This window comes from Bacterioplanes sanyensis (assembly GCF_014652515.1).
GTDB lineage: Bacteria > Pseudomonadota > Gammaproteobacteria > Pseudomonadales > Oceanobacteraceae > Bacterioplanes > Bacterioplanes sanyensis.
In genome coordinates, this window is sequence record NZ_BMYY01000001.1 from 226878 (window position 1) to 246896 (window position 20019).

The 20019-nt window shown below is 52.4% G+C and carries 21 protein-coding genes; 7 read left to right on the top strand and 14 right to left on the bottom strand.

What is annotated here, in order from left to right; translation table 11 throughout:
* Positions 1-468 carry a hypothetical protein gene (locus IE090_RS01120; protein ID WP_189386500.1) on the top strand — a complete coding sequence of 156 codons (468 nt, stop codon included), beginning with the start codon at positions 1-3 and terminating at the stop codon, positions 466-468.
* A gap of 17 nt (positions 469-485) precedes the next feature.
* On the opposite strand, the gene ttcA is transcribed toward IE090_RS01120, so the two are convergent.
* The 12 genes from ttcA to ccoN all read right to left on the bottom strand — a co-directional run bounded on the left by ttcA (position 486) and on the right by ccoN (position 11673).
* Positions 486-1337, bottom strand: a complete 852-nt coding sequence (gene ttcA, locus IE090_RS01125) for a tRNA 2-thiocytidine(32) synthetase TtcA (protein ID WP_189386501.1) — start codon at positions 1335-1337, stop codon at positions 486-488.
* A 63-nt stretch (positions 1338-1400) separates the two neighbouring features.
* On the bottom strand, positions 1401-1895 hold the full coding sequence (locus IE090_RS01130) for a hypothetical protein (protein ID WP_189386502.1): 495 nt from the start codon (positions 1893-1895) through the stop codon (positions 1401-1403).
* A 163-nt stretch (positions 1896-2058) separates the two neighbouring features.
* Positions 2059-2820: a fumarate/nitrate reduction transcriptional regulator Fnr gene (gene fnr / locus IE090_RS01135; protein ID WP_189386503.1), complete on the bottom strand. Its 762-nt coding sequence runs from the start codon at positions 2818-2820 to the stop codon at positions 2059-2061.
* Between the two features lie 198 nt (positions 2821-3018).
* On the bottom strand, positions 3019-3690 hold the full coding sequence (locus tag IE090_RS01140; RefSeq protein WP_189386504.1) for a sulfite exporter TauE/SafE family protein: 672 nt from the start codon (positions 3688-3690) through the stop codon (positions 3019-3021).
* Positions 3683-3871, bottom strand: coding sequence for a cbb3-type cytochrome oxidase assembly protein CcoS (gene ccoS / locus IE090_RS01145; RefSeq protein ID WP_189386505.1), 189 nt, complete (start codon positions 3869-3871; stop codon positions 3683-3685). Before ccoS ends, IE090_RS01140 begins: the two co-directional genes overlap by 8 nt.
* A gap of 2 nt (positions 3872-3873) precedes the next feature.
* Positions 3874-6288, bottom strand: coding sequence for a heavy metal translocating P-type ATPase (locus tag IE090_RS01150; protein WP_189386506.1), 2415 nt, complete (start codon positions 6286-6288; stop codon positions 3874-3876).
* The gene (locus IE090_RS01155; RefSeq protein ID WP_189386507.1) at positions 6285-6788 is read right to left on the bottom strand and encodes a FixH family protein; all 504 of its coding nucleotides are present in this window, start codon (positions 6786-6788) and stop codon (positions 6285-6287) included. The genes IE090_RS01150 and IE090_RS01155 overlap by 4 nt, the downstream gene beginning before the upstream one ends.
* A 116-nt stretch (positions 6789-6904) precedes the next feature.
* Positions 6905-8314 carry a cytochrome c oxidase accessory protein CcoG gene (ccoG, locus tag IE090_RS01160; protein WP_189386508.1) on the bottom strand — a complete coding sequence of 470 codons (1410 nt, stop codon included), beginning with the start codon at positions 8312-8314 and terminating at the stop codon, positions 6905-6907.
* Positions 8315-8509: 195 nt separating this feature from the next.
* A complete protein-coding gene (gene ccoP, locus IE090_RS01165; protein WP_189386509.1) occupies positions 8510-9433 on the bottom strand; it encodes a cytochrome-c oxidase, cbb3-type subunit III in 924 nt (307 codons plus the stop codon).
* A gap of 3 nt (positions 9434-9436) precedes the next feature.
* Positions 9437-9613: a cbb3-type cytochrome oxidase subunit 3 gene (locus IE090_RS01170; protein WP_189386510.1), complete on the bottom strand. Its 177-nt coding sequence runs from the start codon at positions 9611-9613 to the stop codon at positions 9437-9439.
* Positions 9614-9617: 4 nt separating this feature from the next.
* Positions 9618-10226: a cytochrome-c oxidase, cbb3-type subunit II gene (ccoO, locus tag IE090_RS01175; RefSeq protein ID WP_189386511.1), complete on the bottom strand. Its 609-nt coding sequence runs from the start codon at positions 10224-10226 to the stop codon at positions 9618-9620.
* Positions 10227-10239: 13 nt separating this feature from the next.
* Positions 10240-11673, bottom strand: a complete 1434-nt coding sequence (ccoN, locus tag IE090_RS01180; RefSeq protein ID WP_189386512.1) for a cytochrome-c oxidase, cbb3-type subunit I — start codon at positions 11671-11673, stop codon at positions 10240-10242.
* Positions 11674-12092: 419 nt separating this feature from the next.
* Between ccoN and IE090_RS01185 the strand changes: the two genes are divergently transcribed.
* Entirely contained in the window at positions 12093-12719 is a 627-nt protein-coding gene (locus tag IE090_RS01185; protein ID WP_189386513.1) for an alpha/beta fold hydrolase, read from the top strand.
* Between the two features lie 110 nt (positions 12720-12829).
* Here IE090_RS01185 and IE090_RS01190 read toward each other — a convergent pair whose 3' ends face one another.
* Together IE090_RS01190 and IE090_RS01195 are read right to left on the bottom strand one after the other, a co-directional pair.
* A complete protein-coding gene (locus IE090_RS01190; protein WP_189386514.1) occupies positions 12830-13009 on the bottom strand; it encodes a hypothetical protein in 180 nt (59 codons plus the stop codon).
* A gap of 118 nt (positions 13010-13127) precedes the next feature.
* On the bottom strand, positions 13128-13844 hold the full coding sequence (locus IE090_RS01195) for an SDR family NAD(P)-dependent oxidoreductase (RefSeq protein WP_189386515.1): 717 nt from the start codon (positions 13842-13844) through the stop codon (positions 13128-13130).
* Between the two features lie 89 nt (positions 13845-13933).
* Here IE090_RS01195 and IE090_RS01200 point away from each other — a divergent pair, with 89 nt between their 5' ends.
* The 5 genes from IE090_RS01200 (at position 13934) to IE090_RS01220 (ending at position 19741) form a co-directional block, all read left to right on the top strand.
* Positions 13934-14215, top strand: a complete 282-nt coding sequence (locus IE090_RS01200) for an antibiotic biosynthesis monooxygenase family protein (RefSeq protein WP_189386516.1) — start codon at positions 13934-13936, stop codon at positions 14213-14215.
* A gap of 89 nt (positions 14216-14304) precedes the next feature.
* The gene (locus tag IE090_RS01205) at positions 14305-14676 is read left to right on the top strand and encodes a DUF3127 domain-containing protein (protein ID WP_189386517.1); all 372 of its coding nucleotides are present in this window, start codon (positions 14305-14307) and stop codon (positions 14674-14676) included.
* 136 nt (positions 14677-14812) lie between these two features.
* Positions 14813-16777 carry a methyl-accepting chemotaxis protein gene (locus IE090_RS01210; protein WP_189386518.1) on the top strand — a complete coding sequence of 655 codons (1965 nt, stop codon included), beginning with the start codon at positions 14813-14815 and terminating at the stop codon, positions 16775-16777.
* 79 nt (positions 16778-16856) lie between these two features.
* Positions 16857-17717, top strand: a complete 861-nt coding sequence (locus IE090_RS01215) for an HDOD domain-containing protein (RefSeq protein ID WP_189386519.1) — start codon at positions 16857-16859, stop codon at positions 17715-17717.
* 452 nt (positions 17718-18169) lie between these two features.
* Positions 18170-19741: a methyl-accepting chemotaxis protein gene (locus IE090_RS01220; protein WP_189386520.1), complete on the top strand. Its 1572-nt coding sequence runs from the start codon at positions 18170-18172 to the stop codon at positions 19739-19741.
* Positions 19742-20019: the final 278 nt, after the last annotated feature.

Here is a 20019-nt window from a genome sequence, read left to right on the forward strand (position 1 = left end):
ATGAAGGTTCGAACCGCTGTTTTGGCTGTTTTTAGCGTGAGTGCGATGGCCAACCCCTGTTGGGCTGCAAAGGGGGATGAACAACTCAAAGCGATTTACAAATTGCCGGTCTGGGTTGCTGAAACCCAGCGTGTCTGCCCTTGGCGCGCGGATGGCGGCGAAGGTTATGTGCGGGTGATTCGAACCAGTGCACAAGGTCAGCACCGGTTGTTTTTCCAGTGGATTCGCAAAGGCATTGCTGGCGGCCCGACGGAAGCCATTTCGACGGTGGCCGTTGAAGAGCTGGAGCAGCAGTATCAGGTACGCAGCCAGTTGCCAGAGCCGTTAAAGCCGGGTGGCTGTGAGCTGCAGGCCATGGCCGAAGACATTCATAGCGAACGGCGTTACCTGATGCAGTATGAGTTGAGTCAAGACAAGCCCGGCCACTACCATTTGGATGTGACCCACAAACTCATGGTGGGTCAGTGATCTAGCCGAGCCGTTGATCAGTCAATATTAACGGCGTCTAGGCGGGTAAAGAGGTGGGATTTATCCTGCTGTTTTTGCAAATTGACAAAATCGAACAACTCTCTGTCACCCAGCTGTGACGGTGCAACGTTGCAAACCGCAGCAAAGATGTTTTCACTGCGCCCAGGCTGTTGGCGCTCCCACTCTTGCAGCATTTGCTTGATGTTTTGACGCTGCAGATTTTCCTGTGAGCCACACAAGTTACAGGGAATAATGGGAAATCCCTTGGCGCTGGCAAAGGCTTCGATGTCTTTTTCTTTGCAGTAAGCCAGTGGGCGAATCAACACATGCTTTTGGTCATCACTGAGCAGCTTGGGCGGCATGGCTTTGAGCTTGCCGCCATGAAACATGTTCAAAAATAGCGTTTCGATGATGTCGTCACGATGATGGCCCAGCGCTATTTTATTGGCGCCAATGCTTTCAGCGAAACCATATAATGTGCCGCGACGCAGGCGAGAGCACAAACCACAGGTGGTTTTGCCCTCCGGTACCACTTCTTTGACGATGCTATAGGTGTCTTTTTCGACGATGTAATAGGGTACGCCGAGCTGATCTAAGTACTCAGGCAGTACGTGTTCCGGAAAGCCGGGCTGTTTTTGGTCCATGTTCACGGCAACCAGCTCAAACGACACCGGTGCACTTTTTTGCAAACTGAGCAAAATGTCTAGCATGGTGTACGAGTCTTTGCCACCAGACAGGCAAACCATCACCTTATCGCCTTCTTCGATCATGCAATAATCTTCAATGGCTTTGCCGACATTGCGGCGCAGGCGTTTTTGCAGTTTGTTGAACTCAGTACGGGCTTTGCGCTCGGCGGCTTCGTTGGTCATACGGCTAGGATCAAAAAGTGAACAGGGCGCGCATTCTAACCAAGTTGCGCGCCGGAGTCAGCATCAGGCTGCATGCAAACCCGATGGTGCCAGCGTGAGGTAGCGATCAGCGAAGGCATCAATGCTGACGTGGCTATTGCGGTGGTAATAGCGCCGCCACAAGCGTGCCAAGGTGGTGACGCTGGGCTTTTCTGGCAGTTTAAAACGTCGATTGCGTAAATATATCAGCGCCGCAATGGCGGTAGCGTAAGACAGGTTGGTGGTTAGCTCGGCATGAGGGTGGCGTAAAAAATCGTGCTGGCTGGCTAAACCGCGTACCGTGCTGGCCAACTCTGGATGGTGAACCAGGTAGCGATCCCAGACATTGCGATGGGTGCGGCTGCTGATTTGATAAATGCCCAACCCGCGTTGATGCTCGCCGTGAATGTGTTGCCCTAGCTCAGATTCCTGCGCTGCCGTGGCCAGCAGCAGTTGTACCAGTGCGGGGGACCAGCAATCCATGGTATGGAGGGTGGGTTCAATCACCCAGCGCTGAAGTTCTTTGGCACAAATACCCATCTTTACCTCCCAGCAACCTCTTCGCCGCACCACAACCATAGATCAGGTGTTAGTCACCTGCCTGTAAAACGGCGCAAAAAATGCGTCAAATCAGGAAATACTCAATGGGTAATATGCAGTGAATGTGCCAAGCCATGAGCGGGCGGAGTGAGCCGCCCTGTACTTATTTCTGATGGCTGCAGTCTTCTTCATCCTTGATGCCGGCAAGCTGCTGTAGGGTGGCCACATCCTGAAGAATCACTTCTTTGCCTTGGGTTTCGATCAGGCCATTCTTCTGAAAGCGAGTAAAGACTCGACTGATGGTCTCGACCGCAAGGCCCAAGTAGTTGCTAATGTCAACGCGTGACATCGGCAGGCGAAAATGGTTAGCGGAGAAGCCGCGGCGTGCATAGCGCTGAGAAATGTCGAGTAGGAAGGAAGCCACGCGTTCCTCAGCGTTCTTCTTACTCAACAGCAGCATCATATTTTGATCGTGGCGGATTTCCGTGCCCATGGTGCGCATCAGCTGGCGGCGCAGATCCGGTAAATCGTCAGCGAGGGCCTCCAGCTGCGTTAATGGAATTTCACAGACCGTTGTGGTTTCCAGTGCTTTGGCAGTTAAAGGGTACTGACCATTGTCATAACCGGCCAAGCCGATCAGTTCTGATGCTAAGTGAAAGCCTGTGATTTGCTCTTCACCATTGCTGGCTAGGGTGTAAGTCTTAAGGGCGCCGGTGCGTACGGCAAATACGGACTGAAAATCCTCCCCTTGCTGAAACAGCAACTGCCCCTTCTGGATGGGGCGGCCACGACGGATGATGTCGTCTAAACGCTCCATGTCGTTGTCACTGAGTGACAGCGGCAGGCACAGCGCATTCAGTGAGCAAGTTTGACAATGGGGCTGGCTGCCACGCAGGGGCATGCTGGAGATAGCGGATGGTTTCATAGGGGAGCCTCAAACAAAGCGCTCAATCCCAACGGATTGATTAATGATAATAGTGCCAATGTTTGACCTGACTGACGTCTCTGTCAAGTAATTGTATGTTGCATATCGGACGAAAAAACCACAGTTTAAGTTTTGTATAACTACCGCATTGCTGGCGTATAAATATAGGTAGGGAAAGCCCTACTTATCATAGTGGCTCTAATGGGTAGGGCTGCCTGGAAAGGCACCGACTATGGTCCAAACGCCATAGCCGATCAGCACCAACCCAGATGCGCTGCGTACCCACTGGCGACTGATTAGATTAATGAGCGCTGAAGCGGCCAAGGTGCTGGTGAACATCGCTGGCAGTGTGCCTAGGCCAAACGCCAACATGGCTAACGCGCCATTGATGGGGTCACCATTGGCGGCGACCCAACTTAGGGTGCTGTAGATCAGGCCACAGGGTAGCCAGCCCCAGAGCATGCCCAATAACCAGCGATCCATCAGCTCATGGCTGCCGACCAGCTGTTGCGCCATTGGCTGTACATGGCGCCATAGACGCTGCCCCAGCTGCTCTAAGCGTGTTAGCCACATGGCCCAGCGAGCAATATACAACCCCATAAGAATCAACAAAGCGCCCGCCAGTGTGCGCAGGCCTATCATCAGCCATTGGTGTTGGCTTTGCAGCCATAAGCCCGCAAAGCCGACTAGAGCCCCCGCCATGGCGTAGCTGGTAATGCGACCGCCATTGAACAGCAGTGCTCCCACTAGGCGTTGTTGTTGCATTTGTGTGCCCATTGAGGCGGCGATGCCACCGCACATGACCAAGCAGTGGCTGGCTCCAAATAAACCGAGTAAAACGGCGGTGAGCAGCGACAAGGGCTCAGTCACGGTGCTGTTCCTGATTATTGTTCTCGGCGTCGTGCCCCTGTTCGTCGTCATCAAACAGAATACGGCTGGCCGGCGAATCCATATCGTCGAACTGGCCGCTGCGTACTGCCCAGAAGAAAATAGCGATGGCACCGCTCAGCAAAACCAGCGACAGTGGCACCAGTACGTAAATAATGTCCATTTTTATCCCCGCGGTTGGCGCACCAAGCGTAAGGCGTTGGTAACGACCAAGAGTGAACTGAGCGACATACCAATTGCGGCCGCCCAAGGCGGTACTAGGCCGGCTGCAGCCACTGGTAAGGCGACTAAGTTATAGCCCAGTGCCCAGGCGATATTTTGGCGAATGATACGGCGCGTCATCTGGGCACGCTCTAGCCCCTGTAGAATCACATCCAAATGGCCATTGGTGAGCATGCAATCGGCATTGGTTTTGGCCAGATCGCTGGCTTCATTGACGGCCAGCGACAGGTCGGCACCAGCCAAGACGGGGACATCATTGATGCCATCGCCCACCATTAAGACACGCTGCCCTTGTGCTTGCCATTGGCGCACCGCCTCAAGCTTATTCTCGGGCGATTGCCCGCTGCGTACATCCTCGATGCCTAGCTCTGCGGCTAAGCGCTGGCCACTATTGCTTGGGTCGCCGGTGAGCAGAGAGATCGCGATGTCGCGTCGTTTAAGACCTTCGATCAAAGCTGGGGCGGATTTGCGTGTGCTGTCGTTAAGGCGCACCCAAGCTTGGGGCTGGTAGTCACAGCTCAGCAGTAGCCATTGACCTGGCTCTTGGCTCGGCGGTTGCAACGACTCGCCAGCGGCATAGCGGCTATGACCAAAACGCCAGCAGTGCCCTTGGTAGTGGCCCTGAATACCTTCGCCGGCCAGCTGCTCCACGTCTTCCACGCTGTAGCCACGTAGATGGCGAAACGCGTTGGCGATCGGGTGGGTGGAGTGACGTTCCAAGCCGGCAATCAACTGTAGGCAGTCGTCTTGGCTGCGATCCGCTAAGGCTTCGCATTGTTCTAAGGTGAGACGCCCTAACGTCAGGGTGCCTGTTTTATCAAATACCACGCGATCGATATGGGTTAGTGCCTCTAAGACGTAACCTTTGCTAATTAGCAGGCCAGACTCTCGTAGTGAAGCGGTGGCGGCGGTCAGTGCCGTGGGGGTCGCTAGGGACAGGGCGCACGGACAGGTGACAACCAATACCGACAAGGCGACAAAAAAGGCATATTCCGGGCCTTGTGGCCACCAGAACGTGGCAACGGATGCCGATACCACCAATACCGCGGCGACAAAAAAACTGGCGACGCGATCAGCAATGAGGGCGATGGCGGGTTTTTCCTGCTGTGCTCGGTCCATCAGTCGCATGATGGTAGAGAGTTGTGCTTCTGCGCCTGTGGCAGTGACGCGCATGGTCATGGGGCTTTCGACATTAAAGGTGCCGCCAATCACAGCGTCTCCTTTTTGCTTACTGACCGGCAGGTACTCACCGGTCAGTGCCGCTTCATCGACGGAGCTACGACCGCTGAGAATAACGCCATCTGCAGGAATGGATTGGCCCGGTCGCAGACGCAACACGTCTCCTACGCGAACCTCACTGCTGGCGATCACCTCTTCCTCCTCGCCCTGCAGACGCAGTGCCACCGTTGGCAGCAATGTCATCAAGTTGTTGCCGGCTTTGCCCATACGGTGACGAGCGCGCATTTCCAGAAACCGGCCTAGCAATAAGAAGAAGGTAAACATGCACACAGAGTCGAAATACACTTCGACTCCCTGATTAAAGGTGCTCCAGATGCTGGCGGTAAACGCCAATAAAATGGCCAGTGATACCGGCACATCCATGGTCAAGTGGCGAGTTTTTAAGTCACGGATGGCTGCATCAAAAAAAGGTTTGGCGCTAAATAGCACCACAGGAAAAGTCAGCAACATGGCGGCAATGCGCATGAAGTTTTCGTGTTGCAACTCCATGCCAACATAAATGGGCACAGAAAGCATCATCACCTGCATCATGCCAATGCCGGCCACTGCCAAGCGGCGAATGGCTTGACGACTTTCGCGATTGCGCTGAGCCTCTTGCTCGGTGGCAGAAAAAGGGGCTGGCTTGTAGCCCAGTCGCACAATGGCTTCCATCAGCTCAGACAGCGGTTGCTGTTGGTTATTCCAGCGCAAGGTTAAGCGGTGGTTGGACAGGTTGAGATTGGCTTGCTGAACCGACGCGAGTTGCTTTAATCGATGCTCAATTAGCCAAGCACAGGCGGCGCAGCTGATGCCATCGATAATTAACGTTGCCTCGCGTTCATCGCCATGCGGCACCACAAACTGTTGCTGTACCGTGGCCGAGTCGTACATTTTCAGTGTGTCGCGAGCACTCAGGTCTTGGCTATCAAACTCAGCTGGGGACAGCTCAGGCAGATCGGTGCGATGGCGATAGTAGTCCTTCAGGCCGCTGGCAACGATGGTCTCTGCGACTGCTTTACAGCCAGGGCAGCACATGGGTTGCCATTGACCATCGATTTGCGTCGCCCAACGCTCGCCTTCATTGGTGGGCTCACCACAATGAAAGCAGGATTGGGTGGCATGGGATGCAGCAATGTTCATTGATAACTAAGACTGACCACTTGCTCTGGCATGATCAGCTCCGTTGCCCGAATTTGCCAACCCTGCTCAGGACTGGTAAGCCACAAACGGCGGCGCTCTGGCAGCGGCATTTCGTTGACCCCAGCGTAGCTGTTATCTGCCATCTTCTGCAAAAACAGGGTTAGGTCTCGTTCTTCCAAAGTGGGGTGAATGAGCTGCAATTGCAGCGTGTTAGGCAGTTCATCGAAATAGCCACGCAGTTGTAGCCGGACTTCATCCTCATTGAAGCGCAAGTCGGCTTCTACCTGTAAACGGCTGGCGGTTTCAAAGGCGGCTTTATTTTCGGTGTAACTGACGCCGTCTTTGTAATAGCTGTCACTGACCAAGGAGTCCTTAGTGCTTAGAGCGAGGGTCAACATGACACCGCCCCAGATCACGGCGAGTAAGGGAATACCGGCAACAAGCCAGACCATGGGCTCTTTGTACCAGCGGACGACGGGTTCTTGTGGTTCAGGTTTCATACTGCACTCAGCAATTCAGACAGGACGCTGCGGCGGCGAGTCGCGCAACTCAAAGCCGCCCAAGTGTAATCATTTGGGCGGCGTGGCTCCAGCGCCAAAGTGTCAGAGAAAGTCGGTTATAGACGTGGCGCAATAAAGCGGCTTTCTTCGCGCGCAACTTCCTCGCCGGTGGATTTGTCAATCACTACAAACTCAATCAAGGTTTTGCTGTCGGTCAACTGAGATTGGTCTGGATCGACCTCCAGCGTTAACGACAGTTCTTCAACCTTATTGACTGGAATCTGATACTCCGTTGCGATGTCCATTTTCACACCATCAATACCTTCAACGTGTAACTGATACGTTTGCGGTTGCTGTGTCATGTTCATCATCTTCAGGGTGTAATAGTTTTCTACGGTGTCATTGGGGGTGACTTGATACAGGCTGCCGCGATCGCGCTCAATATCCAGTTCGAAGGGGGTGCGCGTCATCATGGCGTAAGAAAAGCCGGAAATCATCGCCAGTAATACAGCGGCATAACCTACCAGTCGAGGCCGTAATAAATGGGTTTTTTGGCCTTCTAGTTCGTTTTCAGTGGTGTAGCGAATCAAGCCTTTGGGTTTGTCTATTTTTTCCATGATGGAATCGCAGGCGTCAATGCATAGCGCGCAGCCAATGCATTGATACTGCAGGCCATCGCGAATATCGATACCCGTTGGACACACCTGTACGCACAATGAGCAGTCGATGCAATCTCCCAGTTGTGCTTGTTGCTCAGCGTCGCTGGCTTTTTTGCTGCGTTTGCCGCGTGGTTCGCCACGGTTGTAATCGTAGGAAACCGCTAGGGTATCACGGTCATACATGACCGACTGGAAGCGGGCGTATGGGCACATGTAAATACAGACTTGTTCGCGCATCCAGCCGGCGTTGATGTAGGTGGCCAGAGTGAAAAACATGATCCAGAAAGCCGACCAGCCGCCGATGCTAAAGGCCGCAATATCTGGCACTAGCTGGCGAATAGGGGTGAAGTAGCCAACAAAGGTGACGCCAGTCCAAAAGGCGATGGCTAGCCAAGCACCATGTTTGAGCGCTTTTTTACGCAGCTTTTTGCTGCTCATGGGCTCTTTGTCGAGTTTGATGCGCTGATTGCGTGAGCCCTCGGTACGCTCTTCAATCCACATAAACAGAAACGACCAGGCGGATTGTGGGCAGGTGTAGCCGCACCAAACCCGACCCGCTAGGTTAGTGATGGTAAACAAACCGTAGGCGCAGATAATCAATAGGGTTGACAGTAGGATAAAGTCCTGAGGCCAAAAGGTGGCGCCAAAGATATGAAACTGGCGCGCCGGCAAATCGAACAGTACGGCTTGTCGACCTTCCCAGCTGATCCATGCCGTACCGTAATAAGCCAGCATCAGCGCCCAAAGAGAGTAGGTGCGTATTTTCTGAAACAGGCCATGTATTTCACGCACGTATATTTTTTCACGTTTCTGGTACATGGACTGAGTTTCTGGGGTGACATTTTTGACCGGAATTTCATCACTCATAACAGCAAATCACCTTATTGGTTGCGGCGCATGTACGGGCGTTTTGCGTCCGGTGGGGGCGGGTAACGCTCTATATATAACGCTCCAATTATATAGTGTTGAAGACCTCTAGATAACGAAAAAAGCGGCTCAAGAGCCGCTTTTTCTGGGTTTATTGTCTTAGCTCAAGAGAAGCAATGCTCTTGAGTTTGCCCGTTATTTTTTCTGCGACAGAGAATAAACGTAGGCCGAGACAACATGGATCTTCTGGTCAGTGTTGGTATCCCAGATTTCATTAAAGGCTGGCATACGACCGTTACGACCATTTTTCAGAGTAAAGGTAATGTCTTTGGTGGAGCCGCCGTACAACCAAACATCGTCGGTCAGGTTGGGTGCCCCCAGCAGTTGATTACCTTTGCCTTCGGCACCGTGGCACACCATGCAGTTTTGTTGGTACTTAGGCGCTGCACGCTGAGCTGCCGCGGCATCGTGCTCCAAACCTGACAGGCTGCGCACATACTGGGTCATGTCGGCAACACCCTCATCGCCCAGCACGCTTTGCCAAGCTGGCATGGCTGCTTGGCGACCGTGGGTGATTGTCTGGACGATATTCTCAGGTTTGCCGCCGTACAGCCAGTCATCGTCGGTCAGGTTCGGGAAGCCGCGTGCGCCTTTAGCCGTCGTGCCGTGACACACAGAGCAGTTACTTTTGAACAGGCGCTGACCGGTTTGCATGGCTTCTTCATTGTGAATCAGCTCGGCAATCGGTGTTTCGGCATACTCGTTGTACAGTGGTGCAATTTTTTGCTCGAAGGTTTGCACCTCTTCTTTCCACTGGTTGTGCGAGCTCCAGGCCACTTGCTCACCGTCGACTTCCACGGTCAAGAAGCCTTTGATGTTACCGTAGCCATAAACTCCCATGTAGGCGACGGCAAATACGATGGTGGACCAGAACATCATGACCCACCAGCGCGGCAGTGGGTTATCTAGCTCTTCAATGCCATCGTAATTGTGGCCGGTGGTCTCGTCGGTCTCTTCTTTACGTTGGCCGCGACTGGTGTACTGAATCAGCACCCCGCAACCAATGATGGAACCCAGTGTGATCACCAGGATCCATCCTTGCCAGAATGAATCTAACATAACTTATTTACTCCGATCGTTATCGTCGTGCGCTGGCATTTCGTCATTGTCGCGAAATGGAATCTCAGCATCGTCCTCAAAGCGCTTACGGCGACTGGAGCCGTAAGCCCACCAGAAGATCCCGGCAAAAGCGATAAGGGCGAAAATCGAGCCCAAACCGCGCACGTCGTTAATGTCCATAGGGTTACCGTTTAGTGATCACTGTGCCGAGCTGCTGTAAGTAAGCAACCAGCGCTTCGATTTCAGGCTTGCCGTCTACGGCGTCTTTCGCACCTTCAATGTCTGCATCTGTGTATGGCACACCGACCATACGTAATGCTTCCATTTTTTTCGGTGTATCACGGCCATCGACTTTGTTTTCGAACAGCCATGGGTAAGACGGCATAATGGACTCAGGCACTACGTCACGAGGGTTGTACATGTGAGCGCGGTGCCATTCGTCGGAGTAACGACCGCCCAAGCGAGCCAGGTCAGGACCGGTACGCTTTGAGCCCCACAGGAAGGGGTGCTCGTACACGGACTCGCCGGCAACGGAGTAGGGGCCATAGCGCTCTGTTTCTGCACGGAAAGGTCGCACCATTTGGGTATGGCAAACGTGGCAACCTTCACGGATGTAAATATCACGACCTTCCAGTTCCAGTGCACTCAGTGGTTTCAAACCTTCCACCGGCTCATTGGTCTCGTCGTGGAACATCAAAGGAACGATCTCTACCAGGCCGCCCCAGCTCAAGGCGATGACAATCATCACCACCATTAAGGGCAAACTGCGTTCAATATCATCATGCTTAATCATGGTTTACTACTCCTTAAGCCTGTGCCGGTACTGCGTTCGCGACTTCTTTATTGGCACTGCGCACAGTCATGTACACGTTATAGGCCATTATCAGCATGCCCAGTAGGAACAAGGCGCCACCCAGCACACGAACAACGTAGCCACCATGAGAGGCTTCAACTGATTCAACAAAGCTGTAAGTCAAGGTGCCATCGGCGTTAACCGCACGCCACATCAGGCCCTGCATGATGCCGTTTACCCACATGGCTGCGATGTACAGCACAGTACCGATGGTCGACAGCCAGAAGTGCACGTTAATTAACTTGACCGAGTGCATGTCTCCGGCTTTGCGGCCAAACATGATCGGAATTAGGTGGTAAAGGGCACCAATGGATACCATCGCTACCCAACCCAGAGCACCCGAGTGAACGTGGCCAATGGTCCAGTCGGTGTTGTGTGACAGGGCATTAACGGTCTTGATCGACATCATTGGGCCTTCAAAGGTCGACATGCCGTAGAACGACAGAGACACAACCAAGAAACGCAAAATGGGGTCGTTGCGTAGCTTATGCCAAGCGCCGGACAGCGTCATCATGCCGTTGATCATGCCGCCCCAGCTGGGTGCTAACAGAATCAAAGACATAATCATACCGGCAGTTTGTGCCCAATCTGGCAGTGCTGAGTAGTGCAAGTGGTGACCACCGGCCCACACATAAATAGAGATCAGCGCCCAAAAGTGAACAATCGACAGACGGTAAGAGTAAACCGGACGACCTGCTTGCTTAGGTACGAAGTAGTACATAATGCCGAGGAAGCCTGCGGTCAGGAAGAAGCCCACTGCATTGTGACCCCACCACCATTGCACCATGGCGTCCACGGTGCCAGCGTAGATGGAATAAGACTTGAACATAGATACCGGTACGGACAGGTTGTTACCGATATAAAGGATGGCCACCATGATCATGAAAGCGGCAAAGAACCAGTTGGCGACGTAAATATGGCTTTCTTTACGAATCGCGATGGTGCCCAAGAAGTTGACCACGTATGCTACCCAAACAATAGCGACAGCAATATCGATGGGCCATTCCAGTTCGGCATATTCCTTGGTGGAAGTAAAGCCCAATGGCAGCGTGATAGCGGCCGCAACAATAATGGCGTTCCAACCCCAAAAGGTAAATGCAGCCAGCGTGTCTGAGAACAACCGGGTGCGACAGGTGCGCTGCACGATGTAGTAGGAGGTGGCGAACAGGGCGCTACCGCCGAAGGCAAAAATGACCGCATTGGTGTGCAGCGGGCGCAAGCGTCCGAACGACAGCCAAGGGGTATCAAAGTTCAGTGCAGGCCAGGCCAGCTGAGCGGCGATTAAAACACCGACCGCCATACCGACGATGCCCCAAACTACCGTCATGATGGCAAATTGTCTTACCACCTTGTAGTTGTACTCGGGATGGTCAAATGCTGTGCTCATGATCAGATTCCATTTAACAGCGAGGATTGAGGGTTAGAAAACGGTGCGCCATTATCCCGACAGACCCTGCTATTTGCAACGAAATGCCGGTAAACACCTTGAATAACATGAGGTTAACCCCAGTTACTGAAGGTGCCGCCGATTCTTTTTCAGAACTTCTGCCTAACAGGCAGTCACTCTGCGCTCGCTTTAGGCACCTTCTTGCTACCAGTAAAAACACGCTGTTCTACTGGTGGACAGATGCATCATAGTAGGCCGGCAAGGCAATATATTGATGCAGCGCAAGAACACTATCAGAGACCTTGCAAACAACCCTGAATCAGCCGGCTTGCCATTGGGTAAGAACGATTCAGTCGTGACCTAGCGTGTTTTCATGCCATCATTTTAGGTCTTGATCATTTATACAATCAGCGAAAATTATGTCTAAAACCCCTTTTATAGATGGCCCAGAAGATGGCCCCTTATTGCTATTGGCGCACGGTGCAGGTGCAGACAGTGCCAGTGATTTTATGCAGCAAATGGCCGTGTTGTTGGCCGAGCAGGGCATTCGGGTTTGGCGCTTTGATTTCCCCTATATGCACAAGCGCCAGCAGGATGGTAAAAAACGTCCGCCGGATCGCGCAGACAAGTTGTTGCAGGCCTATCGTGAGCAAGTTATGCAAGTTGACCAGCCTTGTGTGGTGGGGGGCAAGTCGATGGGGGGGCGCATTGCATCTATATTGGCCCAAACCGAAGATGTAACGCCGCAAGTGCGAGGATGTGTCTGTTTAGGGTACCCCTTTCATCCTGCGGGGCGGCCTGAACGTTTGCGCACGGAACACTTGCAGTCTTTGCAACTTCCGCAGCTGATTGTTCAGGGGGAGCGTGATGCGATGGGGAGTGTGGATGAAGTGCCGCAATACTCACTGGACGAGCGTTTGCTGTTGCGATGGTTAGCCGATGGCAATCACGATTTAAAGCCTCGCAAAGCCAGTGGCCATACGCACGAGCAGCACATGCAGCAGGCGGCCCATTGGGTAGCCGATTTTGTAAGGCGGCTTTGTTAGTGTTCTGAGTCAGAAGCTCAAATGTCGTTACGGGCTATTCCGGTTCTCGGGCAGCGTGTTACTCAAAGGTACGGGGCGTCATTGTTAAGAGGCGACAACAAATACGCGCCCTAACTACGCCAACTATGCAAAAAGGTGTTAAGCCAGTGCTCTTGCTCTTGGCGCGGCTGCGGCTGGTGTAACTGCTGACGGAGCTGCAGCTCTTCGCTGCGATCGGCGTCGTGCTGGCGAATGCTGAACCAGTGAAGCAGCAGGTCCTTGCGTGCTTTGGGGGGCAGAAGGTGTTTCATATAACCTCCGAAAAAACTATGTAGAGCACTGCTGATTCGTTATTAGTGTATGCAGTGTTAACCCCAATAATAGTGCTGCTACTTAAACGTTGCCTGCTCATTTGGCCACAGTGTCCAGTTACCAAGGTAAGTGTGACCCATCCCAAAACAGCAGTTTGCCATGATCTTGTGCCGTTAGATTGGCCATGACTTGGCTCAGTCGCTGTGCCGTGAGGGTCGACGAGTAGAGTTTGTCGTCACTCAGATTGGCTTGAAACGGCTGGGATAAATCTGTATCTGTGGTGCCTGGATGAATGGCGGCGATAATGCTTTCTGGGCTTTTGCGCCCCCATTCGATGGCCAAGTTTTTGATCCACATATTCAGGGCCGCTTTACTCATTCGATAGCTGTACCAGCCTCCTAAGCGATTGTCTTCGATGCTACCCACTTTGGCAGACAGGGATAGCCACCGCAGGGGCTGGCGGCGACTAACATTGCCTGCTAGAGCTTGAGCTAAGTGCACATGACACATGACATTGGTTTGTATGCTGTGCATTAACCAATCGGAGCTGAGCGCTTGCAATGACTTTTCTGGTTGTTGCTGAGGGCTATGCAGTACTCCTTGGCAGGCAAAAACGCGTTGGATGACTTGCCCTGCCAACTCGGATTTTAAGGCCGCCACACTGTCACCTTGAGTCAGATCGACTTGAATATGCGTCAGTTGATCATGCCGGAGTTGCTCTGGCGGCTCGGGGTGGCGAGACAAGCTGATCACTGGCCCTATTTTTAGTTGTTCGATCACCAAGGCTTTACCAATACCGCTTTGGCTGCCGCTGATTAAAGTGGTGGTCGTCATTGCTTAATCATTCCATTTGTTCATGAATATTGGGTATGCTCAGATCACTATGCTTGCTTTGATATAGAAGAAACAAGGAGATTCCAACCATGATTAAAGTCATTATCGAGCGTCACATTGCTGCCGGCATGGAGTCAACCTACGACCATGCTATTAAGGATACCTTGCGGGCCATGTTAGAGGCACAAGGCTATGTTTCTGGCGCCACCTATAAAGATATGAAAGACGGTAACCACCGAGTCATTATCACCAACTGGCAGAACCAAGAAGCTTGGAGTCAGTGGTTTAAATCCCAAGAGCGCCGCAACGCCATTGCTTCGATTCAGCCGATTCTGGAAACTGAAGAAAAAATCACCATTCTCACGGCTTAGTGTCCTGAATCAGGATACTAGCTAGCACTGATGGTGTGCGATGGTATGATGCAGCCGATTCATTTAGACCAAAAAATTCAGGTGCTACTATGGCAAAAAGCTTCGAGGCTCAGGGGATTATCCATTCAATAGACCAAACTCGAGAATATGGTCAGAACGGATTTACCAAACGCGAGTTTGTGATCAAACTCACCGGTGATGGCGAGAACCCAGATTACCCGAATTTTATCGCATTGGAGTTGATTAAAGATAAGTGTGCTTTGATGGACGGTTTCCAGCCAGGTGATGAAATTCAAGTCACTTTTAATTTATCTGGCCGTTTGTGGAATGCGCCAGGTAAACCAGAAAAATGTTTCACCAGCCTGCAAGCGTGGAAAGTGGAGCGTTTGTCCAGCGGTCCAGCCACTGGCTTTACGGATGACTTTGCCCCGCCAGCCTATGACGACGATGTGCCATTTTAATCGATAGCAGTGACGCGGCTCGGGCAGTTGATCACCACAGGCTGCCTCGCCATCCGCTTTAGTACCGCTAAATATACTAAGCTCTCCGCCGATACTATAAATCAACCTTTAAAATCGTCGGAATGAGCCATAATTTATGTTGCTTCGCGATCGAATTCGTATAGCGAGCGCTGCCCTGTTGCTGGCGGCCACCGTCAGTATTTACTTTGTTACCAGTCAGGTCGCTCAGCCGAGGCTTTACCAGCAGGCTAGGGAAGGCGCTGAAAATCGTGTGCAAGGTATGGTGGCGGAGGTTAACGCTGTGTTGGCTTCTGCTGGGGCACTCACCCGTAATATGGCATCACTGGCGCAGACGCTGCCGCTGGAGGAACAGCAGTTTAAGACACATATACGTGATCTTGTGCATCACTTTGGTGATGACAGCATTGCCGGTGGCGGTATTTGGCCGGAGCCAGGGCAGCTTATTCCTGGCCAGCAACGGGCATCATTGTTTTGGGCGCGCAGCGGTAGCGGGCTGTCATTGCTAGATGACTACAACGATCCGTCAGGCTCTGGCTATCACAATGAAAGCTGGTATGTCGTTGGCCGCAGCCTAAGTGACGGTCAATGCGCTTGGTCTGAGGTCTACTTTGACGCCGCCTCTGGTGTGGCGATGACGACCTGTACGGTAGCGATTCGTCGTGATAACCGTTTCTGGGGCGTGGCTACCATCGACCTCAGACTAGAGGGAATGTCGCAGCTGTTGGCCGATCAGAGCGCTGGCAGTGGCGGCGTTGCCGTGGCTTTGGACCAATCTGGGCGCATTATTGCCATGCCCGGTTTGCGCAATGACGAGTTGGCGGCACAGCCTTTGGACGATGTCGTTCGCTCAGATCGTTCGTTGCAACCATTGGCGGATGCACTGCGCCAAGGAGAAGGCGCGTATGAACTACCTGCTGGCGTGATAGAAGGAGATTCGTCACAGTTAGTGGTGGTCGATATGGAGCAGGGCTGGCGTTTAGGGCTGATTTTGCCCGATGGCGTTGCGCTGGCGACTCTGCGCCAAATTACTCTAGGGTTATATGCCGTATTGGTGCCGTTAGTACTGATTTTTACTGCTGTTTTGGTCCTTTATGGTCGTCAGATCGTACGCTGGCTGGTAGAAACCAGACAACAGATTGAGGCATTGACCCAAGGCCGCAGTACAGAACGACTGGCTATTTACCGCAATGATGAAATCGGTCAGTTGCGTGCTGCGGTTAATCAGTACGGTGATCATCTCAATAAGTTGTTAGATGAGCTGCGTGACGAATCCGTAGCCGTTAAAGACGGAGCGGAGGCATTGCAGGCCTTGAGTCAAACACTGACTCAACGAGCCCAGCAGCAGACCGAGGAAAATCACACCTTGGCAACAGCCATTACTGAAATGTCCGCCAGTGCCCATGAAGTATCAGAAAATACAGTCGAAGCAGCGCAAACAGCGGAAGATGCTGTAGCCCTAGTCGATAATGGCAGTGAGGTGGTGGGGCGCAATGCTGAAGCCATTAGTCAGTTAGCGGATGCTTTGGCTGACGCTGGTCAAGTGATCGACAGACTGGCGGACGACACAGAGCGGGTTGGCACTGTTTTAGATGTGATTAAGGCCATTTCAGAGCAAACCAACTTACTGGCATTGAATGCCGCTATCGAAGCGGCGCGGGCAGGAGAGCAAGGTCGTGGTTTTGCGGTAGTGGCAGATGAAGTACGCACCTTGGCCCAACGCACTCAAGAGTCAGCCAGTGAAATTGACACCATGATCGCCAAGTTACAATCGGCAGCACGTCAAGGGGTGGATGTTATAACCCAGAGTCAAGAGTTATCGCAGCAATCGATTGAGCGCGCTAATAGTGCACGCGAACGCTTTGCTGACATTGTTAAGGCTTTTGATCAGATACGTGACCGCACTGGCTCCATTGCTACTGCCGCCGAAGAACAAGCTAGAGTAACTCAGGAAATTGATCAGCTGGCGGATCGCATTCGCCAAATCTCCGAGCAAAATGCGCAGGATGCTAGCCAATTGAATGGTATGAGCCAAAACTCAACGGCACTGGCCCAGCGCCTACATGACATTAGTCAAACTTAACGCCGGACAACCCACATCGCCGTCCTCTTAGGCAGATAAAAATGGGCTACCGTTAGTGCCTGTGTGTAGGGGGATTGCGATGCTTAAACTTGATCAAGAGTACTTGGATGACCTGCAAAAAACTTTCTTTATTCCATCGCCGCCAGAGCTGCTGTTGCAAGCTCAGGCGCTGGTGCAAGCGCCCGATCCTGAGCTGAGTGCTTTAGCGGACCTGGTGGCCCGTGATCTGGGTTTATCATCAGCAATCCTGAAAACCATCAACTCAGCACAGTTCGGCTTTGGGCGCGTCGTCAGTGATGTTAAACAAGCCGTTATGATGCTCGGTTTGGATGCCACGCTCGCTGTTCTGACGGCAGTGATGCTGAAGCAGTCCTTTAACGGCAAGTCGGCGATCAGCTTTGAGCGTCTGTGGGATGAATCCACTGAAGTAGCCGGCATTATGGTGTATCTGGGGAGGCGCATTAAGGATGAAGTGCCGCAGGAGAATCTGTATACCACGGGGTTGTTTCACGATTGCGGTATTGCAGCGATGGCCATGCGCTATCACGACACGTATCTGGAATGTATCCGTGCCGCCAATGCCGATGATGAGGTTTCGTTGGCGGTTTACGAAGATCAGTTTTACAACACCAGCCACCCCGTTGTGGGCTTTTTAATTGCAAATACGTGGAACCTTCCCACCGATATTTGTCACGTTATTCTAAATCATCACAACCTTGAGTATTTGTCTTACAACACAGACTACGAGGAAAACATGCTGTTAGCGGCACTGAAAATTGCCGATAACCTCTACCGACAGCTGACGTTGGCCAAAGATGATCATCAGTGGCAAACCCATCGGCAGCAGTACTTTGAGCAACTGGGAATGATGGAGCATGATTACCTAGACATTCTCGAGGAGCTGATGGACGTAAGAGCGCGGTCAACGGAAGCCGAATAATTGTGGAGCTTTCCAACATGAGCTGGTGTTAGTGGTCGGAGGCCTCTGTGAGCCTTGCTTGGACAGAGCATGGCAACTGGGCTTGTTATAGGAGTTTCATCGCTTTGCATGCAAACCCAAGGCTGTAACAGTTAGAAGCAAGTTGTAACGGTAAGTTTGAGCCACTTTTGGTAATGTGTCGCGTTTTCCGCTAGACCTAAGGAGTCTCTGCATCATTTGGTGCCCGCTTTGGATCGTTAAAGGGCTCTAACTGAGGCAGCCTGTTTGCCACTTTAGCAGCGGCAGACATCAATAACTCAGAGAACGAGTTCTCTGGCTTTCGTGAAGACATGGGCGGCAAGCCTTGTTTTGAAAGCTGAGTACAGTCGCGCAGAGCGATGCAGAGTGATTCAGAGGCTCCTAAAGCAACAGGTCTACTGCGACTGCCCATACCATCTATCGAGGTTTGCATTGTGCGCCGTAATTTTCCGGTTACCCAAGTAGATCATCCGTTAACTGAGCAACAGTCGATTATTTCTACGACAGATGCGCGCGGCGTGATCCGCAATATCAACCAGGACTTTCTCGATATTTCAGGCTTTGAAGAGGCTGAGCTGATTGGCCAGGCGCACAATATTATTCGCCATCCAGATATGCCTCAGGCCGCATTTAAGCTGATGTGGGATCACTTAAAAGCTGGCCATCATTGGGTTGGGGTTGTAAAAAACCGCTGTAAAAACGGCGACCATTATTGGGTGAATGCCCATGTCACACCTATTTACGATGCTGGCAAAGTCTGTGGCTTTGAATCAGTCAGGGTGAAGCCTAGTGCGGGCCAGGTGCGTCGTGCTGAAGCTGTGTATGCACGGTTAAATGCTGGCAAAAAACCATTTTCAATCGGACAGAGACTGTGGCCGCGCATCAAGCGTTTACTGCCTATGTGGGGGCTGTTTGCTCTGCCAAGTGCGCTGTTGCTGGCGCTGATTGCCTCAGCTTGGTGGCCCGCAGCTGCCGTACTTGTTGGCACAGCAGGTCTAGCTCTATGGCTGGATACTTGGTTGCAACATTGGACGATGCCAGCAGACAAATGTAACTCACCGATCAGCCAAGATGCATTAACTCAGTACATCTTTACGGGTGAGGTCAGCAACCTAGGGCGCTACCGTTTACAGCAAATAATTGATCAATCAGCACTGCGCACGATTACCGGCATGGTGCGCCATAGTAGCCATGATGTGGTACAAAAATCTCATCAGGTAGCAGAGAACGCCGGCCACAGTAGTCACAGTGTGCAACAACTCAGTTATGAAACGGATCAAATTGCCGTAGCGATAGAACAGCTCAGTACCAGTATTGATGAAATCAGCCTCTCCGTGACACGGGTTTCTCACGACGCTGAAGCATCGCGTCAGCTGGGTGAAGAGGGTCGTCAGGTTCTTCAACAAGTGGCGCAGCTTGTGACTACTCAGCACGATCACTTGATCCAGGATGCTGAACAGGCCGAAGCGCTGAACCAACTGGTGGCAGAAATTGGCACCATCGCTACATCAATCGATGCTATTGCTGAAAAAACCAACTTGCTGGCTTTAAATGCCGCCATTGAGGCGGCTCGAGCAGGCGAAGCAGGGCGCGGCTTTGCGGTGGTCGCAGATGAAGTACGCAGCCTAGCCGGAGATACGCAAAAATCGACGGAGCGCATTCAGACGGCATTAGCACAGATTCAGCAACAAGTTGGCGGGTTGGTCAGTCGTATGCAAGAAGGGCGCGACGGTGCAGCCGTCACGCAAGAGCAAATGCACAAGGTATCAGCGCAGCTGGAAGCACTGTTGCAGTCCGTCGATGCCATAGCCAACAGCGCCCAGGAAATGTCGGCAGGTGCTGAGCAGCAATCCAGCGTATCGACGGACATTGCCACTCGAGTGACTCAAATCCGTGACAACAGTGTGCAGGCGGCGGAGTTGATTGAGGCTGATGCCAAGCTGAGCCGCGAGATGGAACAAGCCGCTGACCAGCAGCTGGAGCTCGTAAGTCGTTTTAGCCGCTGATTGGGCCCGGCGACGGGTGACGGCAGAGGAGCTCAGCAGCGTCGGGTATGGCTGTCTGGCGGCCCTTCCTCTTGTGGTGACGGTCGGTAAGATCACGGTTTAAGTTAATAAACTTGCGAGTGGGCGTTGTCTCTTTGTTTGGTGCAAGTGCTACAGCATCATGTCTGTTAATTCTGTCCGTGTTTGCTTCTGGTTGCGGTGTCTAGGCCGCTGCATACGCTTAGCTGGCGAGATATTCTTGAGAACTTCATTAATAGATGTTTACCCCGCGCTTGATC

Coding starts and splice junctions, on each gene's coding strand:
- IE090_RS01120 (WP_189386500.1), top strand. CDS start 1: ATGAAGGTTCGAACCGCTGTTTTGGCTGTTTTTAGCGTGAGTGCGATG.
- ttcA (WP_189386501.1), bottom strand. CDS start 1,337: ATGACCAACGAAGCCGCCGAGCGCAAAGCCCGTACTGAGTTCAACAAA.
- IE090_RS01130 (WP_189386502.1), bottom strand. CDS start 1,895: ATGGGTATTTGTGCCAAAGAACTTCAGCGCTGGGTGATTGAACCCACC.
- fnr (WP_189386503.1), bottom strand. CDS start 2,820: ATGAAACCATCCGCTATCTCCAGCATGCCCCTGCGTGGCAGCCAGCCC.
- ccoS (WP_189386505.1), bottom strand. CDS start 3,871: ATGGACATTATTTACGTACTGGTGCCACTGTCGCTGGTTTTGCTGAGC.
- IE090_RS01150 (WP_189386506.1), bottom strand. CDS start 6,288: ATGAACATTGCTGCATCCCATGCCACCCAATCCTGCTTTCATTGTGGT.
- IE090_RS01155 (WP_189386507.1), bottom strand. CDS start 6,788: ATGAAACCTGAACCACAAGAACCCGTCGTCCGCTGGTACAAAGAGCCC.
- ccoG (WP_189386508.1), bottom strand. CDS start 8,314: ATGAGTGATGAAATTCCGGTCAAAAATGTCACCCCAGAAACTCAGTCC.
- ccoP (WP_189386509.1), bottom strand. CDS start 9,433: ATGTTAGATTCATTCTGGCAAGGATGGATCCTGGTGATCACACTGGGT.
- IE090_RS01170 (WP_189386510.1), bottom strand. CDS start 9,613: ATGGACATTAACGACGTGCGCGGTTTGGGCTCGATTTTCGCCCTTATC.
- ccoO (WP_189386511.1), bottom strand. CDS start 10,226: ATGATTAAGCATGATGATATTGAACGCAGTTTGCCCTTAATGGTGGTG.
- ccoN (WP_189386512.1), bottom strand. CDS start 11,673: ATGAGCACAGCATTTGACCATCCCGAGTACAACTACAAGGTGGTAAGA.
- IE090_RS01185 (WP_189386513.1), top strand. CDS start 12,093: ATGTCTAAAACCCCTTTTATAGATGGCCCAGAAGATGGCCCCTTATTG.
- IE090_RS01190 (WP_189386514.1), bottom strand. CDS start 13,009: ATGAAACACCTTCTGCCCCCCAAAGCACGCAAGGACCTGCTGCTTCAC.
- IE090_RS01195 (WP_189386515.1), bottom strand. CDS start 13,844: ATGACGACCACCACTTTAATCAGCGGCAGCCAAAGCGGTATTGGTAAA.
- IE090_RS01200 (WP_189386516.1), top strand. CDS start 13,934: ATGATTAAAGTCATTATCGAGCGTCACATTGCTGCCGGCATGGAGTCA.
- IE090_RS01205 (WP_189386517.1), top strand. CDS start 14,305: ATGGCAAAAAGCTTCGAGGCTCAGGGGATTATCCATTCAATAGACCAA.
- IE090_RS01210 (WP_189386518.1), top strand. CDS start 14,813: ATGTTGCTTCGCGATCGAATTCGTATAGCGAGCGCTGCCCTGTTGCTG.
- IE090_RS01215 (WP_189386519.1), top strand. CDS start 16,857: ATGCTTAAACTTGATCAAGAGTACTTGGATGACCTGCAAAAAACTTTC.